The sequence below is a fragment of the Streptomyces sp. SPB074 genome (genome assembly GCF_000154905.1).
Taxonomy (GTDB): Bacteria; Actinomycetota; Actinomycetes; order Streptomycetales; family Streptomycetaceae; genus Streptomyces.
In genome coordinates this window covers 6,555,283-6,567,048 of sequence record NZ_GG770539.1, presented here as the reverse complement: position 1 = coordinate 6,567,048, position 11,766 = coordinate 6,555,283, and the positions used below count along the sequence as shown (strand labels likewise).

At 72.9% G+C, this 11,766-nt stretch carries 12 protein-coding genes; 11 read left to right on the top strand and 1 reads right to left on the bottom strand.

The window, feature by feature from the left end; all coding sequences use genetic code 11:
* The 8 genes from SSBG_RS28020 to paaD all read left to right on the top strand — a co-directional run.
* The coding region (locus tag SSBG_RS28020; protein ID WP_037870800.1) for an aldehyde dehydrogenase family protein at nt 1–1,101 on the top strand (1,101 nt) is incomplete at its 5' end.
* A complete protein-coding gene (locus SSBG_RS28015; protein ID WP_008749417.1) occupies nt 1,094–2,305 on the top strand; it encodes a thiolase family protein in 1,212 nt (403 codons plus the stop codon). The genes SSBG_RS28020 and SSBG_RS28015, both read left to right, overlap by 8 nt.
* A gap of 5 nt (nt 2,306–2,310) precedes the next feature.
* Nucleotides 2,311–3,162: an enoyl-CoA hydratase/isomerase family protein gene (locus SSBG_RS28010; RefSeq protein ID WP_008749416.1), complete on the top strand. Its 852-nt coding sequence runs from the start codon at nt 2,311–2,313 to the stop codon at nt 3,160–3,162.
* Nucleotides 3,159–4,019, top strand: a complete 861-nt coding sequence (locus SSBG_RS28005; RefSeq protein WP_008749415.1) for a 3-hydroxyacyl-CoA dehydrogenase family protein — start codon at nt 3,159–3,161, stop codon at nt 4,017–4,019. Before SSBG_RS28010 ends, SSBG_RS28005 begins: the two co-directional genes overlap by 4 nt.
* Before the next feature lie 58 nt (nt 4,020–4,077).
* Nucleotides 4,078–5,061 (top strand): 1,2-phenylacetyl-CoA epoxidase subunit PaaA, encoded by a 984-nt coding sequence (gene paaA / locus SSBG_RS28000; RefSeq protein WP_008749414.1) that lies wholly within the window; start codon nt 4,078–4,080, stop codon nt 5,059–5,061.
* Nucleotides 5,058–5,375 (top strand): 1,2-phenylacetyl-CoA epoxidase subunit PaaB, encoded by a 318-nt coding sequence (gene paaB, locus SSBG_RS27995; RefSeq protein ID WP_008749413.1) that lies wholly within the window; start codon nt 5,058–5,060, stop codon nt 5,373–5,375. The genes paaA and paaB overlap by 4 nt, the downstream gene beginning before the upstream one ends.
* 62 nt (nt 5,376–5,437) lie before the next feature.
* Nucleotides 5,438–6,292 carry a 1,2-phenylacetyl-CoA epoxidase subunit PaaC gene (gene paaC, locus SSBG_RS27990; protein WP_008749412.1) on the top strand — a complete coding sequence of 285 codons (855 nt, stop codon included), beginning with the start codon at nt 5,438–5,440 and terminating at the stop codon, nt 6,290–6,292.
* Entirely contained in the window at nt 6,286–6,834 is a 549-nt protein-coding gene (paaD, locus tag SSBG_RS27985) for a 1,2-phenylacetyl-CoA epoxidase subunit PaaD (RefSeq protein ID WP_078491432.1), read from the top strand. The genes paaC and paaD overlap by 7 nt, the downstream gene beginning before the upstream one ends.
* A gap of 162 nt (nt 6,835–6,996) precedes the next feature.
* Here paaD and SSBG_RS27980 read toward each other — a convergent pair whose 3' ends face one another.
* Nucleotides 6,997–8,322: a PucR family transcriptional regulator gene (locus SSBG_RS27980; RefSeq protein WP_234010673.1), complete on the bottom strand. Its 1,326-nt coding sequence runs from the start codon at nt 8,320–8,322 to the stop codon at nt 6,997–6,999.
* Nucleotides 8,323–8,541: 219 nt separating this feature from the next.
* Between SSBG_RS27980 and SSBG_RS27975 the strand changes: the two genes are divergently transcribed.
* Genes SSBG_RS27975 through SSBG_RS27965 form a run of 3 tightly spaced genes read left to right on the top strand, consistent with a single transcriptional unit; the run spans nt 8,542 to nt 11,746 of the window.
* Nucleotides 8,542–9,822, top strand: a complete 1,281-nt coding sequence (locus SSBG_RS27975) for an ABC transporter substrate-binding protein (protein WP_050776942.1) — start codon at nt 8,542–8,544, stop codon at nt 9,820–9,822.
* Complete coding sequence (locus SSBG_RS27970; RefSeq protein WP_008749408.1) at nt 9,819–10,823, top strand: carbohydrate ABC transporter permease; 1,005 nt, start codon at nt 9,819–9,821, stop codon at nt 10,821–10,823. The genes SSBG_RS27975 and SSBG_RS27970 overlap by 4 nt, the downstream gene beginning before the upstream one ends.
* Entirely contained in the window at nt 10,820–11,746 is a 927-nt protein-coding gene (locus SSBG_RS27965; protein ID WP_037870799.1) for a carbohydrate ABC transporter permease, read from the top strand. Before SSBG_RS27970 ends, SSBG_RS27965 begins: the two co-directional genes overlap by 4 nt.
* The last annotated feature ends 20 nt before the right edge of the window (nt 11,747–11,766 follow it).

The following is an 11,766-nucleotide window of genomic DNA, read 5'->3' as shown; positions in this document are numbered from 1 at the left end:
GTCGCGCTGCTCATCGCGTGCAACACCTTCCCGACCTGGAACGGCTACCCGGGGCTCTTCGCGAGCCTCGTCACGGGCAACCCGGTCCTCGTCAAGCCGCACCCGGCCGCCGTGCTGCCGCTCGCGCTGAGCGTGCGCGTCGCCCGCGAGGTGCTGGCCGAGGCCGGTTTCGACCCGGACACGGTGCTCCTCGTCGCCGAGGACCCCGAGGACCGCGTCGCCGCGACGCTCGCGACCGACCCCGAGGTGCGGATCATCGACTTCACCGGCTCCACCGGCTTCGGGGACTGGCTGGAGCAGAACGCCCGGCAGGCCGCCGTGCACACCGAGAAGGCCGGGCTCAACACGGTCGTCCTCGACTCGACCGCCGACTACAAGGGCCTGCTGCGCAACCTGGCGTTCTCGCTGTCGCTCTACAGCGGCCAGATGTGCACGACGCCGCAGAACCTGTACGTGCCGCGCGAGGGCTTCGCGAGCGACCAGGGCGTCAAGACGCCCGAGGTCTTCGCCGCCGACCTCGCCGACGCCCTCGGCAAGCTGCTCGGCGACCCGCAGCGCGCCGCCGGGACGCTCGGCGCGCTCACCGGCGAGGCCGTGCGCGAGCGGGTCGAGAAGGCCCGCGCGCTGGGCGGCACCCGGTTCGGCGGCGAGCCGCTGACCCACCCGGAGTACCCGGAGGCCGTGCTGCGCACGCCGCTCGTGACGGTGCTCGACGCCGGGCGGGACGCGGAGACGTACCGCAGCGAGTGGTTCGGGCCGGTCTCCTTCGTCATCGCGACCGACTCGACCGAGCAGTCGGTCGGCCTGCTGCGCGAGACGGTCGCGGCGCACGGCGCCCTCACCGCGAGCGTGCACTCCACCGACGAGGAGGTCCTGGAGGCGACCCGCGAGGCCGCGCTCGACGCGGGGGTCCACCTCGCCGAGAACTTCACCGGGCAGGTCTTCGTCAACCAGACCGCCGCGTTCAGCGACTACCACGGCTCGCAGGCCAACCCCGCCGCCTCGGCGACGCTCAGCGACTGGGCCTTCGTCACGGGCCGGTTCGCGGTGCTCCAGTCCCGCCGTCCGGCGGTCGCGACCGGGGAGGCCACGGGTGTCTGAGGACGTCTACCTCATCGACGGGGCCCGCACCCCGCAGGGCCGCTACGGCGGCGCGCTCGCCTCCGTGCGTCCCGACGACCTCGCGGCGCTCGTCGTCGGCGAGGCCGTGCGCCGGGCGGGAGTGCCCGCCGAGGCGATCGACGAGGTGATCCTCGGCGCCGCCAACCAGGCCGGTGAGGACAACCGCGACGTGGCGCGCATGGCGGTGCTCCTCGCGGGCCTGCCGCACACCGTGCCCGGCTACACCGTCAACCGGCTGTGTGCCTCGGGGCTCACCGCCGTCGCCTCGGCCGCGCAGGCGATCCGCGCCGGGGAGGCGGAGATCGCCGTCGCGGGCGGCGTCGAGTCGATGACCCGCGCCCCGTGGGTCATGGCGAAGCCGGGCACGCCGTGGGCGAAGCCCGGCGAGGTCTTCGACACCTCGCTCGGCTGGCGCTTCACCAACCCGCGCTTCGCCGCCGCCGACCGCGCGGCGGGTCCCGGCGAGGCCCGTACGACGCTCAGCATGGGCGAGACGGCCGAGGAGGTCGCAGCGCTCGACGGGACGACCCGCGAGCAGTCCGACGCCTTCGCGCTGCGCAGCCACGAGCGGGCCCTCGCGGCCCAGGCGGCCGGGCGCTTCGACCGCGAGATCGTCGCCGTGCCCGTCAAGGACGGCGAGGTCACGCGCGACGAGGGGCCGCGCCCGGGTTCCTCGATGGAGAAGCTCGGCAAGCTCCGTACCGTCTTCCGCGCCGACGGCGTCGTGACCGCCGGTTCCGCCTCGCCGCTCTCGGACGGCGCCTCGGCGCTCGTCGTGACGAGCGCCGCCGCCGTGGAGCGGTACGGGCTCACGCCGCGCGCCCGTATCGTCGGCTCGGCCTCGGCCGGGGTCGAGCCGCACCTCATGGGTCTCGGCCCGGTGCCCGCGACGCGCAAGGCGCTGGACCGGGCCGGCTGGTCGGTGGGCGACCTCGGGGCCGTCGAGCTGAACGAGGCGTTCGCCGCGCAGGCGATCGGCGTCATCGGCCGGCTCGGCCTGGACGACGGGCTCGTCAACGCGGACGGCGGCGCGATCGCGCTCGGCCACCCGCTCGGCTGCTCCGGCTCCCGCGTCCTGCTCACCCTCCTGGGACGTATGGAGCGCGAGGGCGCGGCGAAGGGGCTCGCGACGCTGTGCGTGGGCGTCGGCCAGGGCGTCGCGATGCTCGTGGAGCGGGTGTGAGCGCCGTGGACGACCTCGCGTACGAGGACCTCGCGGCGCGCTCCTTCGCGACGCTCGCCGTCGAGGTGCGCGTGGACCGCCTCGTCGTGACGCTCGACCGCCCCGAGGCACGCAACGCGATCAGCGGGCTCATGATCCGTGAACTGCACGCGGTGTGCGCGTGGCTGGAGGAGCATCCCCGGATGCTCCTGCTGACCGGGGCCGGGGGCTCCTTCGCGGGTGGCGCGGACATCGCGGAACTCCTCGAACGGGGCCGGGACCAGGCGCTCCAGGGCGTCAACAGCCGGCTCTTCGAGCGGGTGCGCAGGCTCCCGATGCCGACGCTGGCCGCCGTGGACGGCTGGGCGCTGGGCGGGGGCGCCGAGCTGAGCTACGCGTGCGACCTGCGCCTCGCGGGGCCGGACGCCGCCTTCGGGAACCCGGAGCCCGGCCTCGGCATCCTCGCGGCGGCGGGGGCCGCCTGGCGGCTGCCCGAGCTGGTCGGCGAGTCGGTCGCCAAGCAGGTGCTGCTCGCGGGGCGCACCCTGGACGCGCGGGCCGCGCTCGCGTGCGGGCTCGTCATGGACGTCGTGCCGGCCGGGGAGCTCCTCGGCGCGGCGCACGCGGTGCTCGACCGGATGGCGAAGTCGTCCGCGACGGCGCTGCGCCTGACGAAGCTCGTCGTGGACGCGCCGGGGGCGCACCCCGTCGCCGACGACCTCGCGCAGGCCGTGCTCTTCGAGGGGCAGGACAAGAGGGACCGCATGACGAGATTCCTGGACCGCAAGCGGGACCGGGGAGCGGTCGGCGGGAACACCGGGAACAAGGGCTCCGGCACGCCCGGGGCCGACAGCGAACGGACGGAGGGCCGGGCATGAGCGCGGCAGTGCCCCGGCGGGCCGGGGTCATCGGCGGCGGGCGGATGGGCGCGGGCATCGCGCAGTCCTTCGCCACGGCGGGGGCGGCCGTGACCGTCGTGGAGCAGGACGAGGCGGCGGCGGCGAAGGTGCGCGAGCGCATCGCCGGTTCGCTGGAGCGGGCCGCCGGGCGGGGGCTGCTCCCGGCCGCGCCCGAGGAGATCCTGGGGCGGCTCGCCTTCGTGGGCGACGTGGCGGGCCTGCCCGCCGACGCGGACCTCGTGGTCGAGGCCGTGCCGGAGAACGCGGGCCTCAAGGCGAAGCTGCTCGCGGCGGCCGAGCGGGTCGTCGGCGCGGACACCGTGCTCGCGACCAACACCAGCTCGCTGTCCATCACGGAGCTGTCGGCCTCGCTCGCCCGCCCGGACCGCTTCCTCGGGATGCACTTCTTCAACCCGGTGCCCGCGTCCGCGCTCGTGGAACTGGTCGTCCCCGAGGCGACCGGGCGGGCCGTCGTGGACCGCGCGCTCGCGTGGACCGCCGGGCTCGGCAAGAAGGACGTCGTCGTCAAGGACTCGCCCGGCTTCGCGAGCAGCCGCCTCGGCGTCGCCCTCGGTCTGGAGGCGATCCGCATGGTCGAGGAGGGGGTCGCCGCGCCGGAGGCCATCGACGACGCCATGACCCTCGGCTACAAGCACCCGATGGGCCCGTTGCGCCTGACCGACCTCGTCGGGCTCGACGTGCGGCTCGCGATCGCCGAGTACCTGCACCGCACGCTCGGCGAGCGGTTCGCGCCGCCCGCGCTGCTGCGCGAGAAGGTCGCGCGCGGCGAACTGGGCCGCTCGTCCGGGCGGGGGTTCTACACGTGGGACGACTGAACGCGGCAACGCGACCGGCGAGGACCCGTACGACAGCTACCGGAAGGAGGGGCGGGCGATGACCGAGACCACCGCGACCCCGCTCGCGCACGAGGAAGAGCTGAGCGCCCACTTCGACGCGACGATCGCGCGGGACCAGCGTGTCGAACCGCGCGACTGGATGCCGGAGGCGTACCGCAGGACGCTCGTGCGCCAGATCGCCCAGCACGCGCACTCCGAGATCATCGGGATGCAGCCCGAGGGCGACTGGATCACGAAGGCGCCCTCGCTGCGCCGCAAGTCGATCCTCTTCGCCAAGGTGCAGGACGAGGCGGGCCACGGCCTCTACCTCTACAGCGCCGCGGAGACGCTGGGCGCCGACCGCGCCGAGCTGACCGAGATGCTGATCGAGGGCCGCCAGAAGTACTCCTCGATCTTCAACTACCCGACGCCGACCTTCGCCGATGTCGGCGTCATCGGCTGGTTCGTGGACGGGGCGGCGATCTGCAACCAGGTGCCGCTGTGCCGGTGCAGCTACGGCCCCTACGCCCGCGCCATGATCCGCGTGTGCAAGGAGGAGTCCTTCCACCAGCGGCAGGGCTACGAACTCCTCATGACGATGACGCGCGGCACCGAGGAGCAGCGCCGCATGGTGCAGGAGGCCGTGGACCGCTGGTGGTGGCCCTCGCTCATGATGTTCGGCCCGCCCGACGGCGACTCGCCGCACTCGGCGAAGTCGATGGCCTGGCGCATCAAGCGGCACTCCAACGACGAACTGCGCCAGCGCTTCGTGGACATGACGGTGCCGCAGGCGCGGCACCTCGGCGTCACGCTCCCCGACCCGGAGCTGCGCTGGAACGAGGAGCGGGGCAGGCACGACTTCGGCACCCCGGACTTCGAGGAGCTCAAGCAGGTCATCTCGGGCAACGGCCCGTGCAACGAGGAGCGGGTCGCGCGGCGCAGGGCCGCGCACGAGGACGGCGCCTGGGTGCGCGAGGCCGCCGCGGCACACGCGGCGCGGCACGCGGGCGACCGCGGGAAGACGACGGAGGTCGCGGCATGAGCGGGACGGAGAAGAAGGACCAGGCGGGCCCGAAGGACTCCTGGCCGCTGTACGAGATCTTCGTACGGGGCAAGCGGGGCCTGAACCACGTGCATGTCGGCTCGCTGCACGCGGCGGACGACCGGATGGCGCTGACCAACGCGCGCGACCTGTACACGCGGCGCAACGAGGGCGTCTCGATCTGGGCGGTGCGCAGCGAGGACATCGCGGCCTCGGCGCCGGACGAGAAGGACCCGTTCTTCGCGCCGAGCGGCGACAAGGTGTACCGCCACCCGACGTTCTACGACATCCCCGCGGACGTCCCGCACATCTGAGCCGCCGCGCGGCCCCTTCGCGGGGCGCGTCTTCCAGAGGACTTCAAGGAGTAGTGAGCGCTATGAGCGACGATCACCTGTCGCTGGCGGCCGACGCGGCCGAGGGCGACGGTCACTGGGCCTTCGGCACCGGGTTCGAGGACCCGCTGCACGGCGTGGACACGACCGTCCCCGACGGGGTGGACGCGGCGGCGCTCGCCGCGCTGTGCCTCGCCCTCGGCGACGACGCGCTGGTGAGCGCCCAGCGGCTGGGCGAGTGGGTCACGGCGGCGCCCGAGCTGGAGATCGAGCTGGCTCTCGCCAACATCGGCCTGGACCTGCTGGGCCAGACCCGGCTGCTGTACGCGCGGGCCGGGCTGCTCGACGGCACGGGCCGCGACGAGGACGCCTACGCGTACTTCCGCGACGCCGGGGAGTTCCGCAACCTGCGGATCACGGAGCTGCCCAACGGCGACTTCGCCTTCACCGTGCTGCGGCTCCTCGCGCACGCGGCGTGGCGGCTCGCGCTGCTGCGCCGGCTCACCTCGGCGCCGGACCCGGTCCTCGCGGCGATCGCGGCGAAGGGCGTCAAGGAGCTCGCGTACCACCGCCAGTTCGCCGCCGACTGGGCGATCCGGCTCGGTGACGGCACCGGGGAGTCGCACCGCAGGATGACGGAGGCGGCGCGCGCGCTCGCCCCGCTGCTGGCCGAGTTCGGCCGCGACGGGAGCGCCGCGTTCCTCGGCGTCGACGCGACCGAGGTCGCGGCGGAGGCGCGCGAGGTCTGGGAGCAGGTGCTCGGCGCCGCGACGCTGGAGGTCCCCGAGGCCGTCGCGGAGCCCGGCGACGGGCGCGCGGGCGCGCACACCGAGCACCTGGCACCGCTCCTGGCGGAGCTCCAGGTGGTGGCCCGCGCGCACCCGGGAGCGACGTGGTGAGCGCGCCGGCCGCGGTCTCCGACCCGCGTCTGCGGGCCGCGTGGGAAGCCGCCGGGCGGGTGCCCGATCCCGAGCTGCCGATGCTGAGCCTGCACGACCTCGGGGTGCTGCGGGAGCTGGACTACGAGGAGGACGGCACGCTCGTCGTCTCGCTCACGCCGACCTACTCGGGCTGCCCGGCGATGGCGGAGATGCGCGCGGCGACGGTGCGGGCCCTGAACGAGGCCGGTTTCGGCTCGGTCCGGGTCCGTACGGTGCTCGACCCGCCGTGGACGACGGACTGGATGACGGAGGAGGGGCGCGCGGCCCTCGCCGCGCACCACATCGTCCCGCCGGGTCCCGCCCGGGGCTCCCGGCGCGGCGGCCCGGTGCCGCTCTCGCTCTCCCCCACCCGCCTCGCGGACGACGCGGAGGCGGTGCGCTGCCCGCAGTGCGGCGCGGGCGACGCCGAGGAGCTGTCCCGCTTCTCGGCGACCTCCTGCCGCTCCCTGCACCGCTGCCGCGCGTGCGGGGAGCCCTTCGAGCGGTTCAAGGAGATCTGAGCGGGCGCGGACCCGGGCCGTTCCCGGGCCACCACGAGCCGCCGCCCGCCACCAGGAGCCAAGGCACGTCCGTCGCCACAGGCTGCCGCACGCCCACGGTGCCGGGGGTGCCGCACCCCCACGGCGCCGGGGTGCCGCACGGTCCGCCGCTCCCCGCGCGTCTCACGCCCGTCGCCGGTTCAGCAGCCACCACGCGGTGACCAGGTCCTCGGTGCGCCGCAGGTCGAGGTCCGTGAGCTCCTGGAAGCGGCCGACGCGGTAACGCACGGTGTTGGGGTGCACGGCGAGCCGCCGGGCGACCTCCCGTACGTCCTGGTCGCATTCGAGGTGGAAGCGGGTGGTCCGCTCGATCTCCTCGCTGGAGCGCCCCGGGCCGTCGAGCGCGGCCAGGTGCCTGGCGGCGAGCCCGCCGGCGGTGAGCGGGTCCGCGAGGACGAGGGGCCGGGGGCCGAGGGAGGAGAGCCGTACGAGGCCGGTCATGGCGAAGCGCCGGGCGGTCTCCAGGGCCAGCACCGCCTCGCCGAAGCCCGTGCCGAGCCGGTCGAGCGGGAGCGCGGGGCCCGCCGCCACCAGGTGGCCGGTGACCGCGTCCGGCGCCCTCGGCGCGATGAAGCCGAGGACCGCGCCGACCCGGGCGAGCAGCAGGCGGTCCGCAGGGAGCCGCAGGGCGCCCGCGACGGCGAGGCGCAGGCTCTCCGTCTCCGCCTCGCTCGTGGTCCGCGCGGCGAGCGCGACGTGACGGGCCTGGGGGGCGAGGCCGAAGAGGCGGGCGTCGTGGCCGATGTGCTCGGCCGGGAGGGTGCCGCCGAGCACGCCCGCCGCGAAGGCCGCGCGGCGTTCCGCGTCGAACCGGACGCGTTCCAGGGCCTGTTCGCGCTGGACGCGGGCGAAGATCCCGGCCGCCTCGTGGGTGAACTCCCAGGTGCTGTCGTGTGCGGCGAGCAGGAGCACGGGCGGGAGCCCGGCCGCCGCCCCGGCCTCGTCCATCAGCGCGAGCATCGCCCGCGAGCCCCACCGGTAGGCGAGGGCGAGCACCTCGGCCGGTATTCCGCGTGCGACCCGTTCGCCCGCGAAGTCCGCGAGCGTCTCGCGGAGCGCGGCGCCGGGCGCGCGCGGGACGGCGAGTTCGGCGAGGACGACGTCGAGGAACCGGCGCGCGCAGGAGCGGATGTCCTCGGAGCCGAGTGCGGCGTGGCCGGGGACCCGGCGGCGGACCAGCGCGAGGACGCGGTCGGCGAACTCCTCGCCGCGCCCGCGCAGCTGGTCCACGGCGGCGGCGAGCGCGGCCCGGGCGGCGGGGTCGAGGGCGGCGGGGTCCGGCAGGGCCCGGGGCCACTCGGCGGCTGTCTCGGCTTCGATGGCGGCGGCCTCCTCAACAAGGTTGTCGCCGGGCGGGGTTGGGGTACGCGGCCACAGCCGGACACGCCCCCGCGCCGAGCGGTCCGGCGGACTGTACCACCGTCCAAGGTTGTTTGTGTCCCGAAACATAGACGCGCGTACGAGGTCGCGGTTAGAACTACGCAGACGATCGATTGCGTTGTTAATTGGTGGCTTGTGTTGGAAATTCGGCCGCGCGGGTTCTCCTCGTGACGCTTTCAACTCGCCGCCCTGCACAATCACTTACGCGATGGAGGCAGCATGTCGCCTGTCGGCCCGGCCAACGGTGTCACGGGTTTCGCCCACTCCCGCAGGGGACTGCTCAAGGGGATGGGCGCCACAGGGCTGACGGTGGCCGCGGGAGGGCTCCTGTCCGCCTGTGGGGACGACGACGATTCGGGCGGGGGTGCGAAGTCCTCGGGGCCGGTGGCGGGCAGTACGGTCACCTTCGGCTCGAACTACTCCGACCCGGCGACGAAGAAGGCCTTCGCCGCGCTCACCGCCTCCGCGACGGCGTCCACCAAGGCGAAGGTGAAGATCAACACCGTTGACCACAACACCTTCCAGCAGAACATCACGAGTTATCTGCAAGGCACCCCCGACGACCTCTTCACGTGGTTCGCCGGGTACCGGATGCAGTACTTCGCCGCCCAGGGCCTCGCCGCGAAGCTGGACGACGTCTGGGAGAAGATCGGCGGCAACTTCGGCCCCGTCGCCAAGCAGCTCTCGACGGGGCTCGACGGCCACCAGTACCTCGTGCCGCTCTACCAGTACCCCTGGGTCGTCTTCTACCGGAAGAGCCTGTTCAAGAAGAACGGCTACTCCGTGCCGACCACGTGGGACGACTACCTGGCGCTGTGCAAGAAGATGAAGCAGGACGGGCTCGTCCCCGTCGCTTTCGGCGACAAGGACGGCTGGCCGGCCCTCGGCACCTTCGACATCCTCAACATGCGCATCAACGGGCACGACTACCACAGCAAGCTGATGAAGCACGAGATCCCGTGGACGGACCAGGGCGTGCACACGGTCTTCCAGCACTGGGCCGAGATGATGCCGTACGTGCAGAGCGGCGCCAACGGCCGGATCTGGCAGGACGCGGCCAAGGCCCTGGAGGGCCGCGAGGCCGGGATGATGTTCCAGGGCACCAACCAGGTCGCCGCCCAGTGGGTCAGCGACAAGGAGGACCTGGCCGACCTGGACTTCTTCCCCTTCCCCGCGATCAACGCGAAGTGGGGCCAGAAGTTCATGGACGCCCCGGCGGACGGCTTCATGCTCAGCGCGAAGGCGAAGACCCCGTCGGCGGCGAAGGCCGTCCTGGAGTACATCGGGACGGGCGAGGCGGAGGCCGAGTACCTCAAGAGCGACCAGTGGGACGTGGGCCTCGCGAAGGGGCTCCAGGTGCCCTCGTACAACGCCATCCAGAAGAAGTCGGTCGAGGTGATCGGCCAGTGCGAGGCGGTCGGGCAGTTCATGGACCGCGACGCCGACCCGGCGATGGCGACCGCGATGATCTCCGTCATCCAGAAGTTCCTCGACGACCCGGGCAGCGGCAACATCGCGGCCCTGCAGAAGAGCGCCGAGTCGCAGGCGAAGGCGATCTACACGGGATGAGGACGCTCACACGTACGCGCCGGGCGCCCGCCGCGCCCGGCGCCCCGGCCGCCGGGCCCAAGCGGCGGCGGCTGCGGCACCTCAGCACCCGCGACCGTGTCGTGGCCGCGCTGCTGCTCGGCGTCCCGCTCCTGCTCAGCCTCGCCTTCGTGTGGTTCCCCGCCCTCGGCACCATCGCGCTGTCCTTCTTCCGGTGGAACGGCGTCGGCGACCTGCACACCAAGGCGTGCGACCCGGCGCTGCCCACGGTCCTCAACAACGGCTGTGTCACCGGGTTCCAGAACTACCACCAGGCCGCGACGAACTCCCCCGAGTTCTGGCCCGCCGTGCAGCACAACCTGATCTGGCTCGCGGTCTTCGTGGTCCTCGCGACCCCGCTCGGGATGCTCTTCGCCGTCGTGATCGACCGGGGCATCGCGGGCAGCCACATGTACCAGAGCATCCTGTTCCTGCCGGTCATGCTCTCGCTCGCCCTCATCGGCATCATCTGGGAGTTCGTGTTCTCGCAGAACTACGGCGCGATCAACACGGTCATCGGGCGGTCCGGGGACGCCAACGCCATCGACTGGCTCGGCAACCCGCACCTGAATCTGTGGGCCGTGCTCCTGGAGGCCACCTGGCGCCAGGCCGGTTACGTCATGGTCCTGTACCTCGCGGGCCTCAAGGCGGTCGACCCGAGCCTGCGCGAGGCCGCCCGCATCGACGGGGCCAACGCCTGGCAGACGTTCTGGCGGGTCGTGTTCCCCGCGATGCGGCCGATCAACATCGTCGTCATGGTGATCACGGTCATCGAGTCGCTGCGCGCCTTCGACCTCGTCTACATCACGAACAAGGGCATCAACGGCCTGGAGCTGCTCTCGGTCCTCGTGACGTCGAACATCGTCGGCGAGACGCAGCGGGTCGGCTTCGGTTCCGCGCTCGGCGTCGTCCTCCTGCTGATCTCGCTCGTCCCGATCTGCCTCTTCCTCCGCCAGTCCTTCCGCAAGGAGGAAACACCGTGAGTACGCAGACGGCGCCCGCGCCCGCCGTACGGGAGGGCGCCGGACCCGCCGTCCCGGGCGCCCGCACACCGCGCCCGCGCGGGCAGGTCCTCTCGCAGGTCTTCCTCGTGTGCGCCTCGGTCCTGTGGCTGCTGCCGATCCTCTTCGCGCTCTACGTCGCGGTCCGCCCGTACTCGGACACGCGCAAGCACGGCTACGTGTCCCTGCCGCACAGCCTGACGCTGAGCAACTTCGGTGACGCCTGGACGCAGGCGAACATGGGCCGGTTCTTCTGGAACTCGGTGCTGATCACGGTCCCCGCCGTCGTCGTCGTGCTCGTCCTCGCCTCGGGGGCCGCCTTCGTCCTCACGCGCGTCAACGTCAAGGTCAACGTCGCGCTGCTCATCGTGTTCACGGCCGGGAACCTGCTGCCGCAGCAGGTGATCATCACGCCGCTGTTCCGGATGTACCTCAAGATCCCGCTGCCGCACTTCCTCGCGGACAGCGGCCTGATGTACAACTCGGCCTTCGGCCTGATCGTCATCAACGTGGCCTTCCAGCTCGGCTTCTGCGTCTTCGTGCTGAGCAACTACATGAAGTCCGTACCCGGCGAGATGTACGAGGCCGCGCTCGTGGACGGGGCGGGGCTGTGGACCCGCTTCTGGCGGCTCACCCTGCCGCTGTGCCGGCCGGCGCTCGCCGCGCTCGCCACGCTGCTGACGACCTGGATCTACAACGACTTCTTCTGGGCCATCACGCTGATGTCCTCGGGCGACAAACGCCCGGTCACCTCGGCGCTCGCCAATCTCCAGGGGCAGTTCGTGACGAACCAGAACCTCATCGCGGCGGGCGCGATGATCGCCGCGGTCCCGACCCTGATCGTCTACATCCTGCTCCAGAAGCAGTTCATCTCGGGCCTCTCCCTCGGAGCGAGCAAGGGCTGAGCGGCACGCGGGGCGGGCGG